Source organism: Amycolatopsis sp. NPDC051128 (genome assembly GCF_040682715.1).
Classification (GTDB): Bacteria; Actinomycetota; Actinomycetes; order Mycobacteriales; family Pseudonocardiaceae; genus Amycolatopsis.
In genome coordinates this window covers 40,049-65,665 of record NZ_JBFBBN010000050.1, presented here as the reverse complement: position 1 = coordinate 65,665, position 25,617 = coordinate 40,049, and the positions used below count along the sequence as shown (strand labels likewise).

23 protein-coding genes are annotated in these 25,617 nt (G+C 71.7%); 7 read left to right on the top strand and 16 right to left on the bottom strand.

Going from position 1 to position 25,617, the window contains the following annotated elements; all coding sequences use genetic code 11:
* The first annotated feature begins 88 nt into the window (after positions 1–88).
* Complete coding sequence (gene aroF / locus AB0M82_RS36285) at positions 89–1,123, top strand: 3-deoxy-7-phosphoheptulonate synthase (protein WP_364731985.1); 1,035 nt, start codon at positions 89–91, stop codon at positions 1,121–1,123.
* Between the two features lie 297 nt (positions 1,124–1,420).
* Here the strand turns inward: aroF and AB0M82_RS36280 are convergent, their stop codons facing one another.
* Positions 1,421–2,095 carry an aspartate/glutamate racemase family protein gene (locus tag AB0M82_RS36280; RefSeq protein WP_364731983.1) on the bottom strand — a complete coding sequence of 225 codons (675 nt, stop codon included), beginning with the start codon at positions 2,093–2,095 and terminating at the stop codon, positions 1,421–1,423.
* Between the two features lie 77 nt (positions 2,096–2,172).
* Positions 2,173–3,570 (bottom strand): FAD-linked oxidase C-terminal domain-containing protein, encoded by a 1,398-nt coding sequence (locus AB0M82_RS36275; RefSeq protein WP_364731980.1) that lies wholly within the window; start codon positions 3,568–3,570, stop codon positions 2,173–2,175.
* 162 nt (positions 3,571–3,732) lie between these two features.
* Here AB0M82_RS36275 and AB0M82_RS36270 point away from each other — a divergent pair, with 162 nt between their 5' ends.
* The 5 genes from AB0M82_RS36270 to AB0M82_RS36250 all read left to right on the top strand — a co-directional run bounded on the left by AB0M82_RS36270 (position 3,733) and on the right by AB0M82_RS36250 (position 9,377).
* Positions 3,733–5,241 carry an alpha/beta hydrolase gene (locus AB0M82_RS36270; RefSeq protein ID WP_364731978.1) on the top strand — a complete coding sequence of 503 codons (1,509 nt, stop codon included), beginning with the start codon at positions 3,733–3,735 and terminating at the stop codon, positions 5,239–5,241.
* Between the two features lie 173 nt (positions 5,242–5,414).
* Positions 5,415–6,815 carry a cation:proton antiporter gene (locus tag AB0M82_RS36265; RefSeq protein ID WP_364731976.1) on the top strand — a complete coding sequence of 467 codons (1,401 nt, stop codon included), beginning with the start codon at positions 5,415–5,417 and terminating at the stop codon, positions 6,813–6,815.
* Positions 6,816–6,892: 77 nt separating this feature from the next.
* Positions 6,893–8,062 (top strand): acyl-CoA dehydrogenase family protein, encoded by a 1,170-nt coding sequence (locus AB0M82_RS36260; protein ID WP_364731973.1) that lies wholly within the window; start codon positions 6,893–6,895, stop codon positions 8,060–8,062.
* 10 nt (positions 8,063–8,072) lie between these two features.
* The gene (locus AB0M82_RS36255; RefSeq protein WP_364731970.1) at positions 8,073–8,507 is read left to right on the top strand and encodes an SgcJ/EcaC family oxidoreductase; all 435 of its coding nucleotides are present in this window, start codon (positions 8,073–8,075) and stop codon (positions 8,505–8,507) included.
* 264 nt (positions 8,508–8,771) lie between these two features.
* Positions 8,772–9,377 carry a response regulator transcription factor gene (locus tag AB0M82_RS36250; protein WP_364731968.1) on the top strand — a complete coding sequence of 202 codons (606 nt, stop codon included), beginning with the start codon at positions 8,772–8,774 and terminating at the stop codon, positions 9,375–9,377.
* An 18-nt stretch (positions 9,378–9,395) separates the two neighbouring features.
* On the opposite strand, the gene AB0M82_RS36245 is transcribed toward AB0M82_RS36250, so the two are convergent.
* From AB0M82_RS36245 to AB0M82_RS36215, 7 genes are all read right to left on the bottom strand, one after another.
* Complete coding sequence (locus tag AB0M82_RS36245) at positions 9,396–10,859, bottom strand: SagB family peptide dehydrogenase (RefSeq protein WP_364731966.1); 1,464 nt, start codon at positions 10,857–10,859, stop codon at positions 9,396–9,398.
* A gap of 368 nt (positions 10,860–11,227) precedes the next feature.
* Positions 11,228–11,767: a peroxidase-related enzyme gene (locus tag AB0M82_RS36240; RefSeq protein ID WP_364731964.1), complete on the bottom strand. Its 540-nt coding sequence runs from the start codon at positions 11,765–11,767 to the stop codon at positions 11,228–11,230.
* The gene (locus AB0M82_RS36235; RefSeq protein ID WP_364731961.1) at positions 11,739–12,179 is read right to left on the bottom strand and encodes a DUF6187 family protein; all 441 of its coding nucleotides are present in this window, start codon (positions 12,177–12,179) and stop codon (positions 11,739–11,741) included. The genes AB0M82_RS36240 and AB0M82_RS36235 overlap by 29 nt, the downstream gene beginning before the upstream one ends.
* Entirely contained in the window at positions 12,172–13,485 is a 1,314-nt protein-coding gene (locus AB0M82_RS36230) for an FAD/NAD(P)-binding protein (protein WP_364731958.1), read from the bottom strand. Before AB0M82_RS36230 ends, AB0M82_RS36235 begins: the two co-directional genes overlap by 8 nt.
* Before the next feature lie 19 nt (positions 13,486–13,504).
* Positions 13,505–13,981: a DUF6423 family protein gene (locus tag AB0M82_RS36225; protein WP_364732006.1), complete on the bottom strand. Its 477-nt coding sequence runs from the start codon at positions 13,979–13,981 to the stop codon at positions 13,505–13,507.
* A 265-nt stretch (positions 13,982–14,246) separates the two neighbouring features.
* Positions 14,247–14,558, bottom strand: a complete 312-nt coding sequence (locus AB0M82_RS36220) for a DUF6235 family protein (RefSeq protein ID WP_364731955.1) — start codon at positions 14,556–14,558, stop codon at positions 14,247–14,249.
* Positions 14,559–14,690: 132 nt separating this feature from the next.
* Complete coding sequence (locus AB0M82_RS36215; RefSeq protein WP_364731952.1) at positions 14,691–14,825, bottom strand: hypothetical protein; 135 nt, start codon at positions 14,823–14,825, stop codon at positions 14,691–14,693.
* A 154-nt stretch (positions 14,826–14,979) separates the two neighbouring features.
* Here AB0M82_RS36215 and AB0M82_RS36210 point away from each other — a divergent pair, with 154 nt between their 5' ends.
* Positions 14,980–15,201, top strand: coding sequence for a hypothetical protein (locus AB0M82_RS36210; protein WP_364731949.1), 222 nt, complete (start codon positions 14,980–14,982; stop codon positions 15,199–15,201).
* A gap of 352 nt (positions 15,202–15,553) precedes the next feature.
* Here the strand turns inward: AB0M82_RS36210 and AB0M82_RS36205 are convergent, their stop codons facing one another.
* The 7 genes from AB0M82_RS36205 to AB0M82_RS36175 are packed head-to-tail and all read right to left on the bottom strand — an operon-like array spanning position 15,554 to position 25,585.
* On the bottom strand, positions 15,554–15,748 hold the full coding sequence (locus AB0M82_RS36205) for an acyl-CoA carboxylase subunit epsilon (protein ID WP_364731947.1): 195 nt from the start codon (positions 15,746–15,748) through the stop codon (positions 15,554–15,556).
* 23 nt (positions 15,749–15,771) lie between these two features.
* Positions 15,772–17,481 carry an acyl-CoA carboxylase subunit beta gene (locus AB0M82_RS36200; protein ID WP_364731945.1) on the bottom strand — a complete coding sequence of 570 codons (1,710 nt, stop codon included), beginning with the start codon at positions 17,479–17,481 and terminating at the stop codon, positions 15,772–15,774.
* The gene (locus AB0M82_RS36195) at positions 17,478–17,660 is read right to left on the bottom strand and encodes a DUF6222 family protein (protein WP_364731942.1); all 183 of its coding nucleotides are present in this window, start codon (positions 17,658–17,660) and stop codon (positions 17,478–17,480) included. Before AB0M82_RS36195 ends, AB0M82_RS36200 begins: the two co-directional genes overlap by 4 nt.
* Positions 17,657–18,727, bottom strand: a complete 1,071-nt coding sequence (locus AB0M82_RS36190; protein WP_364731939.1) for an SDR family NAD(P)-dependent oxidoreductase — start codon at positions 18,725–18,727, stop codon at positions 17,657–17,659. The genes AB0M82_RS36195 and AB0M82_RS36190 overlap by 4 nt, the downstream gene beginning before the upstream one ends.
* Positions 18,728–18,739: 12 nt before the next feature.
* On the bottom strand, positions 18,740–19,303 hold the full coding sequence (locus AB0M82_RS36185) for a flavin reductase family protein (protein ID WP_364731937.1): 564 nt from the start codon (positions 19,301–19,303) through the stop codon (positions 18,740–18,742).
* A 1-nt stretch (position 19,304) separates the two neighbouring features.
* Entirely contained in the window at positions 19,305–19,754 is a 450-nt protein-coding gene (locus AB0M82_RS36180) for an acyl-CoA thioesterase (protein ID WP_364731935.1), read from the bottom strand.
* Between the two features lie 2 nt (positions 19,755–19,756).
* Entirely contained in the window at positions 19,757–25,585 is a 5,829-nt protein-coding gene (locus AB0M82_RS36175) for a type I polyketide synthase (RefSeq protein WP_364731933.1), read from the bottom strand.
* Positions 25,586–25,617: the final 32 nt, after the last annotated feature.

Below are 25,617 nucleotides of genomic sequence, written 5' to 3'. Positions count from 1 at the left end.
GCTGGATGCTTGGTCCACCGGGACACCGCCGGCGCCCGCCGGCGGCCAGGCCCGTAACGCTGGAGGGTGCAGAATCATGGTCATCGTCATGGCTACCGATGCGAGGACCGGGGACGTCGAGGCCGTCGTGGACCGGGTGACGGCGGCGGGTGGCGAGGCCTTCGTCAGCCGCGGCGTCAGCCGGGTGATCATCGGGCTGGTCGGCGACGTCGACCGGTTCGAGACGCTCAACCTCGGGGGGATGCAAGGGGTGCAGAGCGTCACCCGCATCTCCGCCAAGTACAAGCTGGTGAGCCTGGAGCACCACCGGGAACGGTCCACAGTGTACGTCCGCGGCGTGCCCATCGGCCCGGACACGGTCACCCTGATCGCCGGGCCGTGCGCGGTGGAAACGCCGGAGCAGACCCTGGAAGCGGCGCAGATGGCTCAGGCCGCGGGTGCGACGTTGCTGCGCGGTGGCGCGTTCAAGCCGCGCTCGTCGCCGTACGCCTTCCAGGGCCTCGGCGAGGCCGGCCTGCGGATCCTCGCCGACGTCCGCGCGGAGACCGGCCTGCCGGTGGTCACCGAGGTGGTCGCGGCGGACGATGTCGCGATGGTCGCCACGTACGCGGACATGCTGCAGGTCGGCACCCGGAACATGCAGAACTTCGGGCTGCTGCAGGCGGTCGGCGAGGCGGGCAAGCCGGTGCTGCTCAAGCGCGGGATGAGCGCCACCATCGAGGAATGGCTGATGGCCGCCGAATACATCGCGCAACGCGGCAATCTCGACATCGTCCTGTGCGAGCGCGGGATCCGCACCTTCGAGACCGCCACCCGCAACACACTCGACATCTCGGCGGTCCCGGTCGTCCAACGGCTTTCGCACCTGCCGGTCATGATCGACCCTTCGCACTCCGGAGGGCGGCGAGATCTCGTCCTCCCGCTGTCCCGGGCGGCGATCGCCGTCGGCGCGGACGGTGTGCTCGTCGACGTCCACCCGCACCCCGAGCAGGCCAAGTGCGACGGCCCGCAGGCGCTCGTGGCCGAAGATCTGCGTCTCCTGGCGAAGGAGATCGACGCACTGACCGTGGCGGTCGGCCGCCGGTCCTCGGACTGGTGGAACCGGCGCCTCCTGGCCGGCTGACCCCGGGACGCAGGTGGCGGTCGTGAGTGAGAAACAGTGTTCTGACCCTGTTTCTCACTCCGACCTGCCGCGGCAGACCACTCGACCGCTACCTTGGCCGGCCCGGCTCGGCTGGTGTCGCGCGTCCGAGGTGCGTTGACAGCGGCCCGGGTTGCGCCCCAATGTGGCGTTGGTTGCGTCCAACGCACCGAGCGCCACATTGGGTGCATCCAACGCAACCAACGCCACATTGGGTGCATCCAACGCACCCAACGCCACATTGGGGCGCTCGGCCCGAACGTCGGACAACTCGCGACGCTAGGCGGCGCGCTTCCGGCTCGCGACCGACTGGACGGTCAGTTCGACCAGCCTGGTTCCGACGTCGATGACGGGCAGGGCGCAAGCGGTGGTGACGAACGGCAGCACGGCCGTGAAGTGCGTACACGCCAGGACGACGGCCTCCAGGCCGAGCCGCTCGGCGAGGCGCAACGTGGTCGGCAGGTGCGAAGCGGCGAACGCCGCCTCCGGGTCACCGGCCTCGATCCCGCGCACCAGGGCGGGATCCGACACCCCGAACATCCGGTGGCCGGGGCTGACCCGCCAGGCGGTGCGCTCGACGCCGACGACGGCCTGCGCGTTCCCGGTGACCACCAACGAGGAGCGCAGCTCCGGAAGCAGTTCCCGGTAGACCGTGACGGGCGAGACCACCGGCAGCGCGGAACTGTCGTGGTCCACCACAGCGGAAAGCGAATTGCAGAACAGCATCGCCCGTTCGGTCCCCTGAGCGCGCAGTTCGCCGAGACGAGCGTGGAAAGCCGCCGCCAACGCTCCGGGATCCTGGTACTGCAACGAGTCCTGCTCGTCCGGCGAGCCCGCCATCGCGTGCGGAACCGCCGCCAGTCCCCTGGCCCTCAGCAGCTCGGCGCCGAGGCCGGAGTCGTAGGGTGTGCCGGCGATGACCGCCACCGCGGGCGGCCCGTCGTCCATCATCATCGCGTCTCCGTCCCCGCAGGCATCCTTTCCGCCGATGTTTCCAGCCGGGACGATGGCTGCCTTCCTCCGGCGTGCCGTCAGGGAAGCGCGATCACCTTGCCCGGATTGAAGATCCCGTCCGGGTCGAACGCCGCTTTCACCGCACGGTGGACCTTCAGGCCGACGGGACCGATCTCCCGCGCGAGCCAGTCCCGTTTGAGCAGCCCGACGCCGTGCTCGCCGGTGCAGGTGCCGCCCAGCGCGAGGCCCAGCCGCATGATCTCGTCGAACACCAGCCGCCCACGGTCCATACTGGACTGGTCCGCGTGGTCCACCACGATGACCGGGTGCAGGTTCCCGTCGCCGGCGTGCCCGACCACGCCCACCAGTACGCCGTGCCGGCCCGAGATCGCCTCGACGCCGGCGAGGAGATCGGTGATCCGCGACCTCGGCACGGCGACATCGTCCACGATGAGGCTGCCCCGGCCGGCGGGGAACGCTTGCAGCGCAAGGTGTTCCATCGCCGGGTGCGCCAGCCGGCGCGCGCTGGTCAACGCCTCGGCCTCGACCGCGTCCTCGGCGACGTACAGCTCACTCGCGCCGGCCGCCTGGCAGCACTCGGCGATCGCGGCGAGGTCGGTCCCGGTCCCGGTGTCCGTGGCGATCAGCAGCATGGCCGCCGCCTCGGTGTCCAGGCCCATCGGCCGGTACGCCTCGATCGCCCGCAGGTGCGTGCGATCGAGCAGCTCGAGCATGCTGGGCCGGTGGCCGGCGGCGACGATCGAGGAAACCGCCCGTCCGGCCGCCGGCACCGTCGGGTACACCGCCACCATGGTCCGGGCTTCCGGTGGCGCCGGCCGGAGCCGGACGGTGATCTCGGTGATGATCCCGAGCGTGCCCTCGGATCCGACGAACAGCCCGGTCAGGTCATAGCCGGCGACACCCTTCATGGTCCGGCGGCCGCAGCGGAGGATCTCGCCGTCGGCGAGCACGACTTCCAAGCCGAGCACGTACTCGCCGGTGACACCGTATTTGACGCAGCACATGCCGCCCGCGTCGGTCGAGACGTTGCCGCCGATCGTCGAGGACTCCCAGGAACCGGGGTCCGGCAGGTAGGCGAGCCCCTCCTTGGCGGCGGCCCGGCGGAGTTCGGCGTTGACCACACCCGGTTGCACGACCGCGATCTGCTCACCCGGGTCGATCTCGAGGATCCGGTCCAACCCGGTCAGCGACACGACGAAGGCGCCGTCGACCGCGTTGGCCGCGCCGGTCAGCCCGGTGCGCGCGCCCTGCGGGACGACCGGCACCCGGTGCGTGGCGGCCACCCGTACGGTGGCGGCGACCTCGGCGGTGCTCCGCGGGCGCACGACGGCGAGCGGCGTGCCCGCGTCACACAGGTCGGCCTTGTCGCGGCAGTAGGCGGCCAGCACGTCGGGATCGGTGAGCACGCGGTCAGCGGGCACCGTCGCCAGCAGGTCGTCGATCGGAAATCCCATGGAAGCCAACGTAACCGCCCTCCCGGTGTGACTCCAGCCCGCCGCGCGAAGAACGCATTGATGAGGATGTCATGACAGATCGGCAACGGCAAAGACGCGCGGCGCCCGTTTTCCCGCCTAATCTCGCCACCACCTGTCCCGGTTCAAACGGAGGTGGACTAGGTGAAACGTCTGATTGTCACCACGGTCACCGGTGTGGCCATGGCGTTTTCGGCGGTGAGCGCTCCGGCCGCCGCCGCGGCGCCGGGCACCATCGCCTGGAGTTCGTGTCAGGACCCGGGACTGGTGGCGGCAGGCGCCCAGTGCGGAACGCTCCAGGTTCCGATGGACTACCGCCGGCCGAACGGGAAGCAGCTCCGGATCGCGCTGTCCCGGGTCAAGCACCGGACGCCGGAGAGCGCTTACCGGGGCGTCATGATGATGGTCTCGGGCGGTCCCGGCCTGCCCGGGCTGGCCATGTCCGCGATGGGCGAGCTGGTCCCCGGCCATGCCGGAGACGCCTACGACTGGATCGGCTTCGACCCACGGGGGGTCGGGACGAGCAGCCCCGCGCTGTCGTGCGATCCCGGCTACATGGACTTCGACCGGCCGAGCTACGTGCCGGTCACGCCGCGGCTCGAGCGGACCTGGCTCGACCGCGTACGGGGTTACGTCCGCGCCTGCGGCGCGCACAACGACCCGGACCTGCTGGCGAACATGAAGACCACGGACGCGGTGGCCGACCTGGAGCGCATCCGGGCCGCGCTCGGCGTGGACAGGATGAGCTTCTACGGCTACTCCTACGGCACGTACGTCGAAGAGGTCTACGCGACGCTGCACCCGGACCGGGTGCGCCGGATGGTCCTGGACAGCAGCGTGCACCCCCGGGACATCTACTACCGGCTCAACCTGTCGCAAGATGCCGGGTACGACCGGAGCCTGAACGCGTTCTTCGGCTGGATCGCGTCGCACGACGACGTCTACCACCTCGGCAAGACCCAGGCGGCGGTGAAGAACGTGTACGACCGGCAGCTGGTCGAGCTGGCGCGCGAACCGGCCGCGGGCTCGGTCGGCCCGGACGAGTGGACCGACATCTTCCAGCTGGCCGCCTACCGCCAGCTCCACTGGACGCTCGTCGCCGACGCGTTCGCCGGCTGGGTCGGCCACCACGACGGCGCGACGTTGAAGACGTTGTTCGTGCAGATCGGCGGACGCGGCAACGACAACGCCTACGCCGCGTACCTGGCCGTGGAGTGCACGGACACGCAGTCGCCCACGAACTGGCACAAGTGGCGGGCGGACACCTGGCGGGCGTACGCCGAGGCGCCGTACTTCGCCTGGCAGAACACCTGGATCAACGCGCCGTGCGCGTTCTGGCCCACCCCGGCGGGCAAACCGGTGAACGTCGGCAGCCACCGCCTGGACAGCATGCTGCTGGTCGACGAGACGCTCGACCCGGCAACGCCGTTCGAGGGCAGCCTCGAGACCCGCGCCCGGTTCCCGGCGGCCACGTTGCTCGCCGTGCCGGGCGGCCTGAACCACGCGACCACGCTGATGGGCGGCAACGCCTGTGTGGACGGCAAGATCGCGGAGTACCTCTCGGGCGGTGCGCTGCCCGCGCGCCAATCCGGCAAGCGGTCCGATCTGGAGTGTCCGCTGCTGCCGCTGCCGGTTCCGCCGGCGGGCCGGTAGCCCGGCGCCCGCGCGCGGCTTCCCGATCAGGTCAGCCGCTCCTCGATCGGATCTCCAGCCGGCATTGTTAGCTTCGGTCAGGATCGGCGGCCACCGACGCGGGGTGAAGAGGTGTCCTGCGCACAGGATCGCCAGGGCCGATCGCGAACTTCCCCGAACCTGATCGGAGTCACATGGCGGACGCGAAGCCGCGGAGCGGGATCCGCGCCCTCACTGTCTACATCGGACTGGTCGTCGTCCCGGTCGTGATCGCGATAGTCCTGCTGAGCCAGGGGAACGACGGCGACAGCGTCGCCAAGGCGAAGGCCGTGGCCGGGCCGTCACTGGTCCAGCTGCTGCTGGCCATCTCCGTCGTCGTCGGGGCCTGCAAGCTCGTCGGCTGGCTGGCGCAGCGGCTCGGGCAGCCCGCGGTGATCGGTGAGATCACCGCGGGCATCCTGCTCGGCCCGTCCGTGCTCGGCTCGCTGTGGCCCGACGGCGCGGCGGTGCTGCTCCCCAAGGCCGCGATCCCTCAGCTGAACGTCGTGGCGCAGCTCGGCGTGATCTTCTTCGTGTTCCTCGCCGGGCTGGAGCTGAACACGCGGCTGCTGCGCGGCCGTGGCCGGCTCGCGGTCGTGGTCAGCCACGTCAGCATCGCGTTCCCGTTCCTGCTCGGGGTCGGGCTCGCGGTGTTCGCTTACAGCCGGTTCGCTCCGGAGGGCGTCGGCTTCCTCGCGTTCGCCTTGTTCTTCGGCGTTTCGCTGAGCATCACGGCGCTCCCGGTGCTGGTCCGGATCCTGCACGAGATCGGGTTGTTCCGCACCGAGGTCGGCGTGGTCGCGCTGACCTGCGCGGTGGTCGACGACGTCACGGCGTGGAGCCTGCTGGCGCTGGTGGTCGCGCTGACGACGGCGTCCTCGCTGTTCGGCGTGGTGCTGACGGTCGCGCTGACCATGGCGTTCGTCGCGTTCCTCGGCCTGGTCGTGCGGCCGCTGCTGCACAGGATGGTGACCGGGGTGCCGGTGGCCCGGCTGCAGAAGGCCGCGCCGCTGTCGGTGGTCGGCGTCCTGCTGTGCGCGCTGGCCACCGAGTGGATCGGCGTGCACGCGATGTTCGGCGCGTTCGTGTTCGGGCTGGTCTTCCCGCGGGACAACGTGATCGCGACCTGGCTGATGGACAAGGCGGGCGGGCTGACCACGGCGTTGATGCTGCCGCTGTTCTTCGCCTACAGCGGGCTGCGGACCAACATCTCGCTGATCTCCGCCGAGGGGTGGCTGTGGTGCGGGCTGATCCTCGTCGCGGCGGTCGTGGGCAAGCTCGGCGGCTCGGCGCTGTCCGCGCGGGCGGTCGGCGAGAACTGGAACCGGTCGCTGCAGGTCGGCGTGCTGATGAACTGCCGCGGCCTGACCGAGCTGGTGGTGCTCAACATCGGGCTCGACCTCGGCGTGCTGTCACCCACGTTGTTCACGATGCTGGTGATCATGGCGCTGGTCTCGACCGCGATGGCCGCGCCGATGGCGACCTGGTTCGCGCGCCGGGACGGCCAGAACGTCGTCGGGCTCCCGCCACGCGCCTCCGAGAGTGCCGCGGCGTGACCCCACCGGCAAGCAGGAAGACGCGTTTCCCCTGCCCCGCTGCGAAGCTGGGACCGTCGACAATCTAGGAGGTCAAGGTGTCGAGCACCGATGTTCCGACGCGGGAGGAACTGGTTCGCCGCGTGGCCGAACTGGCTCCCGTACTGAAGAAGCACGCGAACTGGTCCGAGCAGAACCGGCGGGTGCACGACGAGTCCATCGAGGCGCTCGCCGAGGCCGGCGTGTTCAAGATGCGCCGCCCGAAGCGGTACGGCGGGTTCGAAGCCGACACCCGCACGCTGGTCGACGTCGCCACCGAGATCGGCCGCGCCGACGGCTCCACCTCCTGGGTGGCTTCGGTGTACACGATCCCCACCTGGATGGCCTGCCACTTCCCGGAAGCGGTGCAGGACGAGGTGTTCGCGACCCCGGACGTCCGCGTGTGCGGCACGCTCAGCCCGTCCGCGATGGCGGCGCCGGTCGACGGCGGCGTCGTGGTGAACGGCAAGTGGGGCTTCATCAGCGGGGCGCTGCACGCGCAGTGGCAGGAGGTCATCGCGATCCTCGTCCCGGCCGAGGGCGAGCCGTACCCGATCATGGCGCTGGTTCCGTTGTCGGACCTGCTGATCGTGGACGACTGGGACACCGCGGGCCTGCGCGGGACCGGCAGCGTGTCGACGGTGGCGCAGGACGTCTTCATCCCGGCCGAGCGCGTGCTCCCGCTGCCCGCGGTGCTGGAGGGGCAGGGCGGTGCGCCAGGCTCGATCTACCGGTCGCCGCTGCTGCCGGTCGCCGCGGCGTCGTCGGTCGGCACGCTGGTGGGCATGGCGAAGTCGGCTCAGGACAGCTTCCTCAAGCGGCTGCCGGACCGCAAGATCACCTACACCGCCTACGAATCGCAGCGCGAGGCCCCGATCACGCACCACCAGGTGGCCGAGTCGGCGCTGAAGATCGACGAGGCCCAGTTCCACGCGCACCGGCTGTCCACTTTGGTCGACACGAAGACCGCCGACGGCAGCCCGTGGAAGCTGGAGGAGCGCGCGATCGCGCGGGCCGACCTCGGCGCGGTGGTCCGGCTGGCCAAGGACTCCATCGACATCCTGGCCGGCGCTTCCGGCGGTTCCTCGATCTACCACGGCATCCCGATCCAGCGCATCGCCCGCGACGTCGCCGCGGTCAACCTCCACGCGCTGATGCACCCGAACACCAACACCGAACTGTACGGCCGGGTGCTTTGCGGACTCGAGCCCAACACGCTCTACATCTAGGGAGACGCTCATGACCACGACCGAAGCCGGCACCGCCGCGGACCAGGCCGCGATCGCGGCCCTGACCCAGAAGGTCATCGCCGCGTGGGCCTACGGCGACGCCGACGGGTTCGCCGGCGTCTTCACCGAAGACGGCACCATGATCCTGCCCGGCATCTTCAAGAAGGGCCGCGAAGAGATCCGCGCGTTCCTGAAGGAGTCGTTCGAGGGCAACTACAAGGGCACCCAGGTCACCGGGCGGCCGCTGGAGATCCGCTTCTTCACCCCGGACTCCGGCGTCCTCATCACCCAGGGCGGCGTCCTCGGCCCCGGCGAGACCGAGGTCGCGGACAACCAGTCGATCCGGGCCTCGTGGACCGTCGTGAAGCGGGACGGCTCCTGGCACCTGGCGTCCTACCAGAACACCCCGGCCAAGCAGATGCTGCCGAAGCCGGGCACCGTCTGACCCCGCGCCACTCCGGAACCCGGGCCGCTCCTCGCGGCCCGGGTTCTTTCTTTGCCGCCGGGCGGCTACCGACATTCGAGTGAGTTAATCATTCACAGAACTACTCATGGTAGTGATATCACACCATTGAGCGTCCAGCGCTGTTGCCGTTATCGCAGTTCAGCAGGCTGCTCTGACAATCCGGGTCGGATTGTCACTGAATGGGTCACACTCCTCCGCGCCCAATCTGTACACTGAGGGTTACTTGAGACAGAGGGGGGCGAGGTGATCCGAGTCCTGTTGGCCGAGGACATGCACATGGTGCGCGGCGCGCTCGCGGCCCTGCTGAGCCTCGAAAGCGACATCGAAGTCGTCGCGCAGGTCGCGTCGGGCGCCGACATCCTGCCCGCCGCCACCAAGTGCCGGCCCGATGTCGCGGTGATCGACATCGATCTGCCGGAAAAGGACGGCCTCACCGCGGCGAGCGAACTGCACGAGCACCTGCCCGGCTGCCGGACGCTGATCCTCACCAGCCTCGGCCGCCCCGGCAACGTGCGGCGCGCGCTCGACGCCAAGGTCAACGGTTTCCTGCTCAAGGACGCGCCTGCGGACAAGCTCGCCAACGCCCTGCGTTCGGTCGCGGTCGGCCGCCGGGTCATCGACAGCGATCTCGCGCTTTCGGCCTGGGAGACCGAGGACTGCCCGCTGACCCCGCGCGAGATCGAGATCCTGCGGCTGGCCGCGCGCGGACGCTCGGTCGCCGACATCGCCGCCGAGCTGTACCTGTCCGCGGGCACCGTGCGGAACTACCTCGCCGCGGTCGTCACGAAACTCAACGCGCGAAACCGGGTCGACGCGATTCGCATCGCCACCGATTCCGACTGGCTCTGAACGCGCTTTCCCCGGCCGTCAGGGCGCCAGGTCCAGCGCGCATTCCCCGACGCAGACCTCGGCGGGCCAGTCCAGCCGCAGCGCGCGGCCGACGCGGTCACCGGCGTCCACCGAGACGGCGTGCGCGGCCAGCCCCATCGCCTTCGCGGTGAGGTAGAGCGTCTCCTGCAACGCGCCGAGGTGCAGCAACGCCGCCGCGTACGCGCGACTGCCCAGCACCGGCGCGGTGCGCGCCATCCGGGTGGTGACGCTCAGCAGCGCGGCCGGACGGCGGTGGTTGGCCGCGGCGACCATCGCCATGTCCAGCAGGACCGCGCGGTCGACGGCGTCCGCGGAGACCAGGACGAGCCGGTGCCCGGCCGGGTCGTAGTGGTAGATCCCCTGCGGCAGCCCGGAACACCGGTTGACCGTCAGGTAGAGCTCCAGCTCGTAGAGCCGCGCCATGCTGACGTACGGCCGCTGCGACACCTCGCCCGCGGTGCCGTCGGGCAGGCTCGCCGGGCCGCTGGACCGGATCCTCGCGGCCCGGTACAGGAACTCGCCGATCTGCTCCGCCGACAGCTCGCGGGTGGTGAACGCCGGCGCGGCGTGGTCGGTCTCCAGCAGCTCGGTCAGCGACGGGTCGAGCGCGGCACGGTCGGCCAGGTCCGGCCGGTGGAGGACGATCTCCGGGCCCGGCCCCTGCGGCTTGGCCACCGGCGAGCGTGGCGGCTCGGCCGTCTCCGGCAGGCCGTTCGCCTGCCAGGTGCGGCTGCGGTCGTGGAAGAGCAGCTCCTCATAGGACCACAGGTTCAGCCCGGGGTCGGCGTCCTCGGCGAACCGGCCGCCGTCGTCGCCGGCCACCACGCAGCCCGACGCCACCAGATAGCCGACGAGCGGCCGGGCGACCTCCGCCGGGATCTCCTCCCGCGCCGCGATTTCCGCCGCCGTCGTCGCCTTGCCCAGCGACGCCGCGACGCGCACCGCCCACGGCTGGGCCAGCAGCACCCGGAACGGCGCGGACGGGGACACCAGCCAGAGCCCGCCGTCGCCGGGGCGCAGCGCGCCGAAGCGCGAGAGCCGGACCGGCCGGGTCGCCGCGATCTCCGCCGGCACGAACACCGGTTCCGGGACCACCGGCACCACCGAGAGCAGCGGCCCCTTGCCGTCGTTGAGTCCCAGCGAACGGACGACCGACCCGCTGAGCGCGGTCAGCACGCGGTTGAGCGCCACCGCGCCGGGCACCGTCCAGCTGAGACTGTCCGCGCGCGCCCGGTCCTCTCCCTCGTCCCACGAATCGGCCACGTTCGCCAGCGAAACCGGGCCGAGCGCCATCCGGCGAAGCGCTTCCCGGACCAGCGGCCCGGCGTCCGGGAAATCGAACTCGCCCCAGCGAGTGACCACGACCAGCGACGTGTCGTCACCGAATTCGACGAGACTGTCCTCGGCCAGCGACCACAATGAGATCGTCTCCGCCGAACTGCCCGCCGCGTCGAAAGCCACCCTGCTACTCCCACTGCACTCGGCGCCCCCACGCTGGGGCGCGCGTCTCGCGGAACGGCGCCGGGCGCCGCGGTGTGCGCGGAAGAATAGCGCCGACGGCGGCCGGCTCGCGGATGAGGGGACACATCCGCGCCGGGTGTGGCCGGGCGGCAAGCAATCTGTCACTGCGTCGGCTGCCTGACGCAAGTTGTTTGACGTTCGGGCCAAGCGCCCCAATGTGGCGTTCGGTGCGTCCAACGCACCCAATGTGGCGTTCGGTGCGTCAGACGCAACCAACGCCACATTGGGGCGCAACCCCGGGTCCCTGTCAACGAACCTCGGACGCGCGACGCTGACGGAACGGGTTCTTCACGACGAAAACGTCGTTCTCACAGCAATTCGGCCAGGCCCGCGTATCCGCCTTCTTTCAACCGCAGCCCGGACGTCGTCGCATACGCCTCGTCCGCGCGGATTCCCAGCCCTTCCACCATGCGGTTCATGAAGTTGAACAGCGCGCACACCAGTACCGCGTCGTTCAGCGCCTGCTCGTCCCAGCCGGCGGCGAACACGGCTTCGGCGTCTTCCTCGGTCATCCGGGACGGCGTGCGGGTCAATTTGCCGACATAGGCCAGCACGGGCCGGATCTTGTCGTCGACCGGCGCCGAGTCGAGGTCGGCGACCGCGGCCGCCAGCAGCCCCTCCGGCACGCCGAACGCCTCCGCGGTGATCGTGTGGATGCCGTGGCAGTAGCCGCAGCTGTTCACCCCGGACACGTACGCCGCGATCAGCTCGCGCTCCCCCGCGGTGAACGGCGACTCGCCGCGCATCACCACCTCGTGGAGGTCCAGCAGGTGCCGCGCCGGATCCGGGTTGGCCCGGAACACCTGCAGCAGGGTCGTCTCAGCGGGCAGGGATCTCAGGTAGGACATCGGGCTCTCCCCTTTCGGCGAACCTGTCGACTTCGGTGCGGCGCAGCAGGCAGGCCGTCAGATACCCGACCGAGGCGGGGCCGGCGTCCGGGACGGCGTCGGTGACGCGGTCCAGCGCGCGCTCCCACTCCCGGCGCAACGCTCCCGGCTCGCCGGAGCGGGGCTCGGGCAGCGTGCTCCGGACCGCCAGCCAGCGCTCCAGGCCGAGCTCGACCAGTTCGGCCAGGTCGACCGCGAACGCGCCGTGCCGGGCCTGGTCGACGGCCTGGGTGACCAGGGCGGCGTCGTCGGCTAGCCGGGCGAAGCCGACGCCGGCGAGCAGCCGGTCGACGTCCAGGCCCAGCAGGATGATGCCGGCTTCGGTGGTGCCGGGCTCGTCGACCGCGGGCAGGACGAACCGGTTGTCAGACACGCGCCACCACCCGCTGCGGCGCGACGCTCTCCTGGCTCAGCCGCCCGGCGATCGCGGCCGCGACCCGGGCGGTGGCGACGCGATGGCCGTCGATGTTGCGGGCCGCCGGGCCCAGCACCATCCCGGCCGCGGCGCCGACCACCGAGACCCGCGGCGCCCGCTCGTAACCCAGGGTCCGCTCGTCCAGCGACGGCCAGCCGTCGCGCTCCGCGACGAGGTCCGGCGGAAGCAGCCGCGTGCCGATCGAGGGGGCCGTCCCCAGCGCCAGCACCGCGAGGTCGCCGCTGATCACGCGGCCCCCGTCGAGACGCACGGCGGCGCCGTCGGCCACCGTGGTGACCGCCTCGCCGCGGTGCACGACCAGACGTCCCTCGGCTTCGGCCCGCTCGAGCATCGGGCGGAACTCGAACATGATCGACGCCCGCCGGAACCGCGCCATCAGCCCCAGCCGCTCGTCCCAGGTGACGCGGTCGAAGCGGGCGCGGCCCTCGGGCCGGAAGAACGTGGAGTTGACGTCGGCGCACTGAAACCGTTCTCCGGTCTCCCGGATCACCCAGTGCACCTCCCGCCCGGCGGCCAGCGCGTTGCCGATCAGGTGGGCCGCGGTCAGCCCGGCGCCGACGACGATCTGGCGCTGTCCGCCGCGCGGCAGCGGTTCGTCCCAATAGGACACACCGGACGGCGGACGGCCGCCACCCCACCAGGATTCCGGGGCGGGACGCCGTTCCTCGCCGAGGCACAGCACCACATGCCGGGCCGTGACCGTGAAGCGGTCGGCGAGGACGGTGACCGCGTCGGTGGTGGGCCGGACTTCGCGGACGGACGCGCGCCAGGTGCGCTCGGCGACGTGGTGGCTCGCGACCAGGTGCGCGCAGTAGGCGTCGAAGACGTCGACCGGGACCACCGACCGGTGCCCGGCCTGCGCCATCCGGATCTCCCGGCGTTCCACCGGGGTCAGCCGCGACCAGTGCAGCCGCGCGAAGTCCAGCAGCTCGCAGTCGCGGTAGCCCTCGACGCCGGGGTGGTGTTCGTACGGCGAACGCAGCACCCGCTGGCCGAGCAGGTCGATCCGGCCGAAGAACCGCTGACAGGGCTCACCGGCCCGGTCGAGCAGGACGACGTCGCGCACGCCGTGGTGCCACAGCGCCGAGGCCACCGCGAGGCCGGCGGGACCGGCTCCGACGATGGCGACCTCGGCGAACGGCGGTGGCGCGGCATCCTGGTCACGCACCGGGGCCCGCAGGCGCGGCCAGTCACGGCCACGCGGTGAGTCGAGCAGGTGCGGTTCCGGTACGAACGAGATCACTGCTCGCCCCGCCGCCGGCTCAGAGCACCGTGACGGGGACGATCAGCTCCACGACCGGCCGCTGACCCATCCCGTTGGTGACCAGCTCGTCCAGCGTCTGCTGGGACTGCTCGGCGCTGTCGGTGGCGATCGGGCTGTAGCGCGAGTAGAAGTAAGTCGGCTTGCGGCCGCCGGTCTCCATCGAATACGTCTTCAGGACGGTCTCGCCCGGGCGGACCTCGCCTTCGTAGAAGGTGAGGCGGCGCTGGTCCGGCGTCATGAAGCTCTTCGCGAACTGCGGCGACATCAGCATTTCGTCGTCGAGGAACGTCGAGTCCTCGTCCATCACGGCCTGCATCGCGACCCACGTCTGGTCGGTCAGGTTGGTCTCGGCCTTGATGACCTGCCAGCGGCCGGGCTCGGGGAGGCTGACGCTCACCGAGACGTCGTGGTCGGTGGTGTCGATGGCGCCGGTGATCATGAGCACCCGGCGGCCGAGGTCGGCGGTCCCGGTCATCTGGACGTCCCGGGCGCGCACGCGGCTGGAAACATCGAGTCCTGGCAATTCCGGTGAAGACATGGTGCAGCCTCCTACGTTTACCCACCCCAGAAATAGCGGCCTGACCAGCGAACACACAAAGGCTTTCACACCGCAAGATACGCTGTCAAGGTGAGGAATACACGTCCTGGCGCCCGATATCCGGCGGCCGATCGGCGGGAACGCCGCGCGACCGGCCGCGAACTCACATTAGGCCGTTCGGACCAGCACTTTCCCGGATCGGTCACTCGGGGCTGGACGTCTCCTGAGGTGCGGCGGCGGCATCGACCGGGTCTTCGACCGCTCCGACGTAGCGAATTTCGAACGCGGAATCGGCGCGCTGCACCATCACTTTCATGACCAGTCCCGGTTTCACCATGACGAGGAAATTGCCGGGATCGTGGGGGTCGCCGAAAATGTCGTAAACGAGAAAGGCGGAACCGTCGCCGACAGCGAACAATGCCTCGTAGACGACGTTCCGCTCCGCCTGCGTCGCCGTCTCGGCCCAGCTTTCGAGGACTTCGATGCCCGCCGTGAGCTGGAGGCGCATTGCCATCTGCCGGCCTCCCAACCGTGCTGCGGTGACACTCCGGCCCGAACATCGTCAATTCTCCACGGCGAGCGGTGCGGTGCTCATCTCCGAGCTTGCGCTCCGGCACCGTCCGTGTCCGGCGCCGGAGCCCGCCGCTCAGTTGTAGCCGAGCACGATGTGCTCGCCGAGCTCCTCTTCGGCCGGCTCGGGCGCGGCCACCAGCCGGAGCCCGCGCGGGTCCTCGGTGGGTGGCGGGGTCCAGTCGTCGGCCGGGACCGCTGCTGCTGTCATGGCGTTCCTCCGTGGTGTCGGTGTGTGGGATCACCATGCGCCGCGAGGGTCGAGGATCGGATGGGAACCGCTGGCGTGCGCAGCTTTCGAGTGGCCACGGGCGGGCGGCGCGAGGTGCACTGGAAGCGACGACACTCGACGGCGAGGTGCGCGCATGACGGACGAACGGAAGACCCTCGGCGGCGCGGCGGACCGCCAGCGCACGTGCGCGGTGTGCGGAGCGGAGTTCAGGCCGGGCGAGCGCACGGACGTGGAGGCGTTCTCGGACGGCGAGGTGCGGTACGTGGCGGTCCACCCGGACCACACGACGCACTCACCGAGCCGCGAGCAGGCGGCGGCGCGGAAGTTGCGGGAGATGCCGGGCCGCGTGGCCTGAGGCCTCTCCCGGACGGCGCTCGGCCGACAGCAATGACTACATCGCCGCGCCCCCGGGAGTCTGCACGGGGCCGGGCAACCGGCCACGGCCGCGCGGTGCGGGGCCGGCGAAGCCGTAACTCGCGTGATCGAAGCCGTAACTCGCGTGATCGAAGCCGTAACTCGCGAGATCCGGCCCCAATCACGCGAGTTACGTGCTCAATCACGCGAGTTACGTGCTCAATCACGCGAGATCCGGGTTACCGGCGGTAGGACTCGACTTCGGAGGTCCGCGCGCCGGCCGCCTCCGCGCGCGACACCGGGACCCTCGTGCCGGACGCGACCGCACGACACCGAGCGGACCCCGCGCGCTCTCAGTGCGGCAGGCCCGACATCCGCCAAGCCCCCGTCGCGGCCCGCGGCTCTCGGGCCCGCCAAGCCGGATCTCCCCACGCCGACGACCCCGGAACCGCCGGCTCCCGGGCCACCCGGACCGCCTGCAGCACCGCCACCAGGGCCGCCAGCTCGCAGTCGTCCGGGGCGCCGTGGACCACACGGATCGCGGACACCGCGACCACCTCCGTCCGCCGGTTCAGATCGGCAGGTTGCTGTGCTTGCGGCCCGGGGCCGGCTTGCGCTTGTCGCGCAGCATCGCCAGCCCGCGTGCCACCGCCGCGCGGGTCTCTGCCGGGTCGATGATGTCGTCGACCAGGCCTCGCTCCGCCGCGTACTGGGGGTTCAGGAACTCCTCCGTGTACTCCGCCACCAGCTTCGCCCGCAGTGCCGCCGGGTCGGCCGAAGCCGCGAGGTCGCGGCGGTACAGGACGTTCACCGCGCCCTCCGCGCCCATCACCGCGATCTGGTTCGTCGGCCACGCCAGCGACAGGTCGCAGCCGATCGACCGCGAGTCCATCACGATGTACGCGCCGCCGTACGCCTTGCGCAGGATCACCTGGATCCGCGGGACCGTCGCCTCGCAGTACGCGTGCAGCAGCTGCGCGCCCTGGCGGATGATGCCGCCGCGCTCCTGCTCCACCCCGGGCAGGAACCCCGGCACGTCCACGAGACTCACCAGCGGGATGCCGAACGCGTCGCAGAACCGCACGAACCGTGCGGCCTTCTGCGACGCCGGCCCGTCGAGCACGCCGGCGAACACCATCGGCTGGTTGCCGACCAGGCCGACCACGCGGCCGTCGATCCGCGCCAGCGCGCACAGCACGTTGCGCGCCCAGCCTTCGTGCAGCTCGAAGAACTCGCCGTCGTCGGCGACCTCGGCGAAGACGTCCCGCATGTCGTACGGCTGGTTCGGCTCCACCGGCACCAGGTCCGCCAGCCGGGGCCGGTAGTCGTCCTTCGCGTTCGTCGGCGCGGTCGCCGGCGGCAGGTCGAGGTAGTTCGACGGCAGCAGCGACACCAGGTACCGGACGTCGGCGAGGCAGCTCTCCTCGTCGTCGTGCACCACCGTCGCGACGCCGGAGGCGCTGCCGTGGACGTCCGCGCCGCCGAGCTCTTCGTGCGTGACGCGCTGGCCGCTCACGGCCTCGACGACGTCGGGCCCGGTCAGGTACATCCGCGCGGTGTCGCGCACCATGAACGTGAAGTCCGCCAGCGCCGGCGAGTACGCCGCGCCGCCCGCGCACGGGCCGAGGATGACGCTGATCTGCGGGATCACCCCGGACGCCTCGACCTGGCGGCGGAAGATGCCGCCGTAGCCGTTGAGCGCGAGGACACCCTCCTGGATCCGGGCGCCGCCGCTGTCGTTGAGCCCGATCACCGGGGCGCCGTTGGCCACCGCGAGGTCGAGCACCTTGTGGATCTTCGCCGCGTGCGCCTCGCCGAGCGAACCGCCGAAGAGCGTGAAGTCCTGGGCGTAGACGAACACCCGGCGCCCGTCGATCGTGCCGGAGCCGGCGACCACGCCGTCGGTGTGCGGGCGGTTGCCCGCCAGGCCCGGCCCGCTCGCCTGGTGGCGCCGGTAGGGCTCGATCTCGGTGAAGGAGTCGTCGTCGAGCAGCAGGGCCAGCCGTTCGCGCGCGGTCAGCTTGCCCAGCGAGTGCTGGCGCCGGACGGCGTCGAGCTTGCCCTCGTGGATGTGCGAGCGCAGCTCCTCGCGGCGACGGCGCAGCAGCGGCATGTCGGGCGGCGACGGCCGCGCCAGGTCGGCGGCGCGGGCCAGCTCGATGACCTCGGCGTCCCCGGACGACGTCGAGCGGCTCATCCGGCGGCGCCGGAGCGTGTCGGGGACCGGCACCACCTCGGCGTCGTCGGCCCGCGCGGCGCCGGACTCCTGGCTTCCGCTCACGCGGCATCCCTCATCCGGGCCCGGTGGTCCCGCTCGATCTCGGCGACGATGTCGGACCACACGATGCCGCGGCCCAGCCGGGGCATCGGGCGGACCAGGGCATCGCCGGTCGGCAGGGCGGAAACCGCCGCGGGGTACCGGTCACCGGTGTCCGCGTGCCCGGCGTCGCTGGTGGTCATGGCAGGACCTCCTCGGTCTGGACGGCCCCGGGTCCGGGACCGGTGAGAACTGCTCGATGCCTGCTGACGTCCGGCGGGGACACAGTGGACAGAGTGCCCGCCTGCCGGTCCGTGATCCGCCCGGTCGCGTGCAACCAGGCCACCGTGTCGCGGACGGTTTCGGACACCGGCCGCGCCGGCACGCCCCCGGTGGGGGCGTCCCGGGCGACGGGCACCGCCGTCGCGCAGACGTGGATCGCGCCGTACTGCACCGGCAACGTCCACGGCCACCCGCGCTGCAGCCGGTCGGCGAACCGCCCCACCGGGTACAGCGCCCGCGGCGGCAGGAACACCGCCGGCAGCGCGCGCCCGGTCGCCGCCCGGACCGTGGCCAGGTACTCCCGGGTGGTCAGGAAGTGCCCCGGCCCGAAGAACGCGGCGCCGGGCACCTCCCCGCCGAGGAGCCGGGCGTGCAGCTCCGCCGAGTCGCGGACGTCCCCGATCGGGAGCCCGCCGCCCGGCCAGATCGGCGTCAGCCCGCGCAGGACGTCCCGCAGGCGGGCGTTCTGGTCGCTCAGGCGCGGGTCGTCCGGGCCGAGCAGGGCCGGCGGATACGTGACGACGACCGGCGCGCCTGCCGACCGGTGCTGCCGCGCGATCCGCTCGGCCGCCGCCTTCGACGCGAGGTAGGGCTCCCGCGATCCGCCGACCGGGCTCGAAACCCCGATCGACGGCGTGGTCGCCGGGTACAGCGCCCCGACCGTCGACACGTGCACGATCCGGCCGGTGCCCGCCCGGCGGGCGGCGGCGAGGACCACCTCGGTGCCGCGGACGTTCACCCGCCGCAGCTCGTCGCGGCGCCGGCTGTCGAACGTGTAGACGCCGGCCGCGTGCAGCAGCGCGTCCGCCCCCGCCACCAGCCGCGACGCCGCGGCCGGATCCGTGACGTCACCGGCCACCACGTCGACTGTCGACGGAACGGCGGCGGGGTCACGGGCGAGCAGCCGGACCCGGTGCCCCCGCCGCAGCAGCGCCGCGACCGTGTGGGCGCCGAGGAAGCCGGTGCCGCCCGTGACCGCGATCAGCATGACCGTCCTCCTTCAGGCCGCGCGGGCCTGCCCGTCGACGTGGTGGTAGGCGCCGCCGTAGAAGATCAGCGCGTGCTCGCCGGTGCCGCGGTTGGTGGCGAGCACCCGGCCCAGGAAGATCGAGTGGTCACCGCCCTCCAGCACCTGCGCCAGCTCGCACTCCAGCCAGGCCAGCGCACCGTTCAGCAGCGGTGCCCCGGTGTTGCGCCCCGGCGTGTAGGCGACGGCTTCGAACTGCGCCATCCCGTCGGGCCGCCGCCAGTCGGCGAAGTACTTCGACGTCTCCTGCTGGTCCGCCGCGAGGATGTTCACCCCGAACGAGCCCGCGGTGACGATCGCGTCGTGCATCCGGGCCGCCTTGGACACGCAGCACAGCACCATCGGCGGTTCCAGCGACACCGAGGAAAACGCGTTCGCGGTCATGCCGTGCGCGTTCTCCCCGCCCGCCGTCAGCACCGTGACCCCGGTGGCGAACTGCGACATCACCTGCCGTAGTCCCGGCTGAGGAGAGGCGAGGCGGCGGCCTGGTGACCTCGGCAGCCGCTTCAGCACGGGAGGCTCCGATTCGTAGCCCACTTCAGACTCCCTTGCCGTTGACCGCGGCCGTCGAGTAGGGAACCAGTGCCTCGCGCAGCTGCTCGGGGACCCGCGACGGCACGGTGGCCGTGTTGGGCCCGCGCATGCAGGCGATGCGCTGCCGTCCCCTGGCCACCAGCACCTCGCCCTCCTCACGGAGGTGGACGTAGTCGAAGGCGAACTGGATCTGCGTCGAGGTGAGCTCTTCCAGCCGCAGCCGGATGGACAGCTCGTCGAACGCGGTGATCTCGGCGAAGAACTCGCACTCCACCTTGAGGGTGAACAGCTTGAGGTCGTGGCGGACCTCCTCGAGCACCGCCGGCGCCTTCTCCTTGAGGAACATCTCGCGGCACCGGCCCTGCCAGCGCACGTAGTTCACGTAGTAGACGTTGCCCACCAGGTTGGTCTCTTCGAAGCCGACCGTGTGGCGGATCTCGTAGTAGTCGGTCATCTTCAGATCCCCTCTGCGTGGAGCACGGCGAACACGATCGGGTCGGTCCGGTCGTTGACGGTGGTCGACCAGGTGGCGATCCGGGCGCTGCCGGAGGCGAGCAGGGCCCACCCGTCGGCGTCGACTTGGCGCACGGTCAGCGCCTGGGTCATCGAGCCGGTCTTGCGCACGCACTCCAGCGCGCTCCAGACCCGCGTGTTGGCGACGCTGATCGGCTCCCCGGTGTCCGCGGCCAGCAGCCGGCCGAGGGCGAGGAGCTCTTCGCCCAGCAGCCCGGCCCAGTCCTCCTCGGTGCGTTCGATCGCCGTCTCGATGTCGCAGGCGACCTGGTCGGCGCCGGCGACCACGAGGGTCAGCTGCGAGGTGTGCGACGCGGTGACCTGGACGCCGTCGCACTCAGGTTTGCCGTCGGGGCGGTACCGGACCTCGACCGGCCGGTCGAGCGCGCGGCCCGCGGCGAGCGCGGTCTGCGCCCTCCGCTCGGCGATGCCCTCGGCCGGGCGGCCGATCGGGTCCGGTTCCAGCACCACCGACCGCGTCGCGCCGAGCAGCCGCTCGCACGCACGCTCCACATAGGACCCGAGCATCGACGGGACCCACGGCCCGGCGCCGTCGCGCTTGCGGACCGCGCGCAGCTTCAGGCCTTCCCAGCGCTCGACCAGCGTGCCGTCCGGGTTGCGCACGTCGAGGTCGTAGATGTAGCTGTCGCCGTCCTGGAGACGTTCCTTCGCGTCCAGCAGGACGTACTCGTCGTGCTGACGGCCCGGCTCGGCCAGGTACAGCTTCTCGATGCCCTGCGGCAGCAGCGTCGCGTCCGGGACGCAGCACTGGATCGCGTGCATCATCGCGTCGCGGGTGCCCGGGTCGGCCAGCAGCCGCTCCTGCGGGAGGAACGGGGCGAACCAGTAGTGGTCCGCGCTGGTCGAGATCTCGGCGACCGCGTGCCGGGCGCTCGCCCGGCGGTAGCCGAGGACCCGCTGGAACCGCTTGCCCTGGAACAGGACCGAGCCGTACAGCTCGCTGATCGGCTCCACCGGGACCGGCGGCAGCGCGACGTCGCGGGGGACGCACTCGCCGATCTCCGCCGGCCGGGCGAAGCTCAGCCGCGCCTTGAAGTGGTCGGCGCTGAAGCCGGTCTCTTCGCTGCGGATCACGACGTCGACGGTGTCGGCGTCGCGGGCCAGCGTGGCCAGCCGGACCGTGGTCGACCCGCCCGGCGAGACGATGATCGGCCGGAGGAACTCGACGTCGGAGAGCACCGGGGTGCCGGTGCGGTCCAGCGTCGCCGCCGCGGCCTGCGTCATCGCCTCCATGCCGAGCACCGCCGGGAACAGCAGCTGCCCGTCGAGCAGGTGGTCGGTCAGGTACGGGTCGGCGCCGTCGGACAGGTCGGCCTCGGTGATCAGTTCGACGCCCGGGTAGTGCACGACCGCGCGGTCGACGAACCGGGTCAGCGGCAGCTCGCGCTTCTGGATCGGCAGCGTGGCCAGCCCCGACGTGCGGCCGCAGACCACCAGCACCGGCGGCGCGGCCGGGTCGGCCAGCACCTGGCGGAGGATGGTGATGCCCTCCTCCGTCGGGATCGGCGTGATGCCGTCGCGCATCAGGGCGCTGACGACGCCGAGCTTCTCGCCCATGCCGGTGCCCGACCAGACCGACCACTCCAGCGCGATCGCCCGCGCCTGCGGGTGTTCCTGGCCGAAGCGCAGGGTCAGCTCGGTCATCCAGTCGTTCGCCGTGGCGTAGTGCGCTTCCCCGCGCAGGCCCGCCCGGCCGATGATGCTGCCGAAGGTGACCAGGAGCTTGATCTTGTCCTGGTCCACCGCGGCGAGCACCGCGTTGAGCCCGCCGATCTTCGGTGCGAGCGTCTTGCGGAAGCTGTCCTCGGTGAGGCTGAAGAGGGCGGCCGGTTCGTTGCGGCCCGCGCCATGGAGGATCGCCGTGACCGGGCCGAACTCGGCCTGGACCCGGGCGACCGCCTCGGCGATCTGCGGGGCGCTGGTGACGTCGGCGCGCTCGTAGCGGTAGCGGATGCCCGCCGCCTCCATGCGGTCGAGGTTCTCCGCCAGCTCGCTGTCGGACTCCGGGTCGGACCGCCCGAGCAGGGCCAGCCTGGCCCCGGAGTCCTTGGCCAGCGCCAGCGCGCTCTCCGCGGTGATGCCCTTGCCGCCACCGGTGACGAGCAGGACGTCCGAGGAGTCCAGCGAGTCGCGGATCGGGCCGGGCTTCGGCGCCGGCAGCGCGGACAGCCGCGGCACCGTGCGCCCGCCGTCGGCGCCGTAGCGGGCTTCGGTGAAGTCCGTGGTCGCGGCGACCTCGGCCACCACGGTGTGCACGGCTTCGGCGATCTCGTCCACATCGGACGGTGTCGGGTTCGCGAAGTCGATGATCGTCGTCTTCGCCGACGGGTCCTCGAGCCGCAGGGTCCTGGCCAGGCCGGCGGCGCCGTAGCCGTGGTGCACGACCACGAAGCGCGTGCCGTTGGGGGCGGCCATGACGGCGCGGCCGGCGTCGAGGAACAGGCCGACGTGGCTGGAGTCGCAGTCCGCCGGCAGGCAGAGCACCACACCGTCGCCGGCGCCGGACGCCGCGAGCGCGGCCCTCAGCGGTTCGGCCAGCGGGTGCCGCGGCGTCGAGAAGACCTGCCATTCGGCGTGGCCTGCGCCCGGCGTGAGGTCCGCGTTGGGCCGCGGCGCGGGCACGTACTCGACCGCGAACGGCCGGACCCACGGTCCGACGCCCGGGGCCTCGCCCTTGCCCGTGTCGCTCGGCTTCGCCGTCTGCGCCAGCTCGTCGATCATCTCGGCGAGCTCACCCAGGCACACCGTCGCGAAGTTCGGCATGCCTTCCAGCGCGGGCCGGCCCAGCGCCCGGGTGACGTCGTTGACCAGCTGCCCGACCGTGATCGACGACAGGTGCAGGTCGTCGAGCGGGTGGGTGTCGGCGGTGACCGCTTCCAGCGGCAGCTCGACGCGCTCGGCGGCGAGCTTGCGCAGCAGGTCCAGGGTCGAGCCGGAGTCGCCGTCGGCGGTTCCGGCGTCGGCCTCGGCGGCCTGGGCCTTCTCCGCGGCGAGCTCGGCGGCCAGCTCGCTGTCGATCGACGGGGCCGCCTCGCACGGGCTGGCGAGGAAGTTGTACACCCCGTCGGCCGGCAGGGCACGCACGACGCGTCCCTCGAACAGCGCGTCGACCGAGATCGGCGCGCCGAGCGCGAACGCCGCGCCGACGACCCGCAGCAGGGCCTGCAGCGACGCGTTGTCCGTGTCGATCGCGAGTACCGGCGTCCCCGGCGCGATCTCCTCGAACAGCCCGGTCAGCACCCGGCCGGGGCCGACCTCGACCACCAGGTCGCTGCGCTCGGCCACCTTGGCGGCGGCCTCGCGGAAGCGGACCGGCAGCACGATCTGGTCGCGCAGCAGCTCGGGCAGGTTCTCGGCGGCGTGCAGCACGTCGCCGCTGACAGTGGAGACCACCGGCCGCTCCAGCCGGGCGAAGGTGAACTCGCCCAGCCGCTCGGTCATGGCGTTCGCGGCCGGTTCGACGGCCGGCGAGTGGAAGGCGTGCGAGACCTTGATGCGGGTCGCGCCGACGCCCTGGGCCTTGGCCCTGGCGACGATGCGGTCGATCGCCTCGGCCGGCCCGGAGATGACGGTCTGCTCCGGTGCGTTGTAGCCGGCGATGACGACGTCGTCGCCCAGGCCGAGCTCCTCGACCCGGCCGGCCGAGGCGGCGATGCCCGCCATCGCGCCGGTGCCGTCGCCGGTCGTCGTGGCCATCACCTTGCCGCGGACCTTCGCCAGCTCCAGCAGCCCGCGTTCGTCGAGCGCGCCACCCCAGTGCAGGGCGGTCAGCTCGCCGAGGCTGTGCCCGGTCGCGGTCGAGGCCTCGATGCCGAACGAGCGCAGCACCCGCAGCGCGGCCAGCGAACCGGTGACGATCCGCGGCTGGGCCACCTCGGTGGCGACCTGGTCGCCGGCGGCCGGCAGCGCCGCGGCGCGGAAGATCTCGTCGGCCACGGTGAACCGGCGGCGCAGGGCGCTCTCGCCGCCGCGCCCGGACCCCTGGCCGGGGAACAGGTAGCCGATCTTCGGGGCGGCGGCCCCGCGGTTGCTCGCGAAGATGCCGTCGGCCGCGTCGAAGATCGAGTCACCCGACTCGAGCTGCTCAAGCAGCTTGGTCAGCTTCCGCTCGGCGTGCTCCGGGTTGGCCGCGACGACCGCGGCGCGCACCGGCTTGCCCGACAGGTCCTTCGCCAGCTGGGCGGCGAGGTCGGTCAGCTCGGCGAACGACAGCTTCGGAACGACTTCCAGCGTGGCCGCGATGTTGCCGCGCAGGGTCGCGACGTCGACGGCGTCGAACAGCAGCAGCTCGGCGTCCTGCCGGCCGGCGACCAGCGAGCGGGCCCGCTCGTCGATCTCGCGGCGGCGGGGCGCGGTCGGCGCCTCGGTGACCGTGACGTGCGAGTTGATCCCGCCGAAGCCCATCGCGGAGACTCCCGCGCGGACCGGCTGGTCCTCCGGCCACAGCGTCGCGTCGCGCGGGACGTACATCCGCGCCGACGAGCCGGTGAGCGACTCGTGCGGGTCGAAGTGCCCGGTGGCGGGCGGGATGACCTGGTGGTAGACCGCGAGCGTCGCCTTGATCAGGCCGGCGACACCGGCCGCGGCCTTGGTGTGCCCGATGTTGCCCTTGATGGTCGACAGCGCGGCCTGCTTGGCCAGCGGGTCGGCGTCGCGGCGGGCGGTGGACAGCGCCTCGATCTCGGTGGCGTCGCCCAGCGCGGTGCCGGTGCCGTGGCCTTCGAAGTAGGAAACGGTCTCGACGCCGTAGCCGGCGCGGTCGTAGGCGCGCTTGAGGGCCAGCCGGTGCCCGGCCGCCTCGGGCCGGGTGATGCCGCCCTTGCCGTCGGAGGAGACGCCCCAGCCGCCGATCGACGCGTAGATCCGCTTGCCCTGCTCCAGCGCGTCGCTCTCGCGCATCAGGACGAGCATGCCCGAGCCCTCGCCGGGCCAGAAGCCGTTGGAGTCGGCGTCGTAGACCTTCATCTCGCGCTTGGCCAGCGCGCCGGTCTTCGCGAAGCCGATCACCTCGAACGGGTCGATCGAGAGGTCGACGCCGCCGGCGATGGCGAGGTCGAGGTCGCCCTGGGCGAGCGCGTTGGCCGCGGTCACCACGGAAAGCAGCGAGGACGAGCAGGCGCCGTCGACGGTGTACCCGCCGCCGGCGAAGTCGAAGTGGTTGCAGACGCGGCCGGCGATGGTGTTCGCCAGGCCGCCCGCGAGGCTGTCCTCGTTGATCTCGGGGAACGGGTCCTTGTACTGGACCTCCAGTTCCCGCAGGAAGCTCGCGGTGTCTTCGTCCTCCCAGCCGCGGGAGTTCAGCGCCGCCGCGACCGTGCGGCGGACGTACGGCCAGCGCAGCCGCATGATGTTGGCGCGGGAGAACTCCCCGGTGAGGCTGTTGCCGATGACGACACCGGTGGTCGTCCGCGGGGCACCCTCACCTTCGCCGAAGCCGGCGTCCGCGAGGGCCGCGGCGGCGACGTCGAGCGCCAGCCAGTGCGTCGTGTCGGTCGCCCGGAAGGTGCTGCCGGCGACCTTGTGCGCCACCCGGTCGAATTCGTAGTCCCGCAGCACGGCCGCCTTCTGCGCGTAGAAGCGGTCTGGTGCTTTCGGGTCGGGCGAGTAGTAGTCCGCCCGGTTCATCCGCTCGTCCGGCAGCCTGCGGAACGCCCGGCGCCCGGCCAGCACGTTTTCCCAGAGCTCCTCCGGAGAACTCGCGTCGGGGTATCGGAGCCCGATACCGACGATCGAAATCCGCTCTACGCTCATGCCACCGCACTCCCACTGGCTCTCGAGCCCCG

Bases quoted from the DNA above. Each gene is read 5' to 3' on its own strand.
- aroF (WP_364731985.1), top strand. From the start codon at position 89: ATGGCTACCGATGCGAGGACCGGGGACGTCGAGGCCGTCGTGGACCGG.
- AB0M82_RS36280 (WP_364731983.1), bottom strand. From the start codon at position 2,095: ATGATGATGGACGACGGGCCGCCCGCGGTGGCGGTCATCGCCGGCACA.
- AB0M82_RS36275 (WP_364731980.1), bottom strand. From the start codon at position 3,570: ATGGGATTTCCGATCGACGACCTGCTGGCGACGGTGCCCGCTGACCGC.
- AB0M82_RS36265 (WP_364731976.1), top strand. From the start codon at position 5,415: ATGGCGGACGCGAAGCCGCGGAGCGGGATCCGCGCCCTCACTGTCTAC.
- AB0M82_RS36255 (WP_364731970.1), top strand. From the start codon at position 8,073: ATGACCACGACCGAAGCCGGCACCGCCGCGGACCAGGCCGCGATCGCG.
- AB0M82_RS36240 (WP_364731964.1), bottom strand. From the start codon at position 11,767: ATGTCCTACCTGAGATCCCTGCCCGCTGAGACGACCCTGCTGCAGGTG.
- AB0M82_RS36225 (WP_364732006.1), bottom strand. From the start codon at position 13,981: ATGACCGGGACCGCCGACCTCGGCCGCCGGGTGCTCATGATCACCGGC.
- AB0M82_RS36220 (WP_364731955.1), bottom strand. From the start codon at position 14,558: ATGGCAATGCGCCTCCAGCTCACGGCGGGCATCGAAGTCCTCGAAAGC.
- AB0M82_RS36215 (WP_364731952.1), bottom strand. From the start codon at position 14,825: ATGACAGCAGCAGCGGTCCCGGCCGACGACTGGACCCCGCCACCCACC.
- AB0M82_RS36210 (WP_364731949.1), top strand. From the start codon at position 14,980: ATGACGGACGAACGGAAGACCCTCGGCGGCGCGGCGGACCGCCAGCGC.
- AB0M82_RS36195 (WP_364731942.1), bottom strand. From the start codon at position 17,660: ATGACCACCAGCGACGCCGGGCACGCGGACACCGGTGACCGGTACCCC.
- AB0M82_RS36190 (WP_364731939.1), bottom strand. From the start codon at position 18,727: ATGCTGATCGCGGTCACGGGCGGCACCGGCTTCCTCGGCGCCCACACG.
- AB0M82_RS36180 (WP_364731935.1), bottom strand. From the start codon at position 19,754: ATGACCGACTACTACGAGATCCGCCACACGGTCGGCTTCGAAGAGACC.
- AB0M82_RS36175 (WP_364731933.1), bottom strand. From the start codon at position 25,585: ATGAGCGTAGAGCGGATTTCGATCGTCGGTATCGGGCTCCGATACCCC.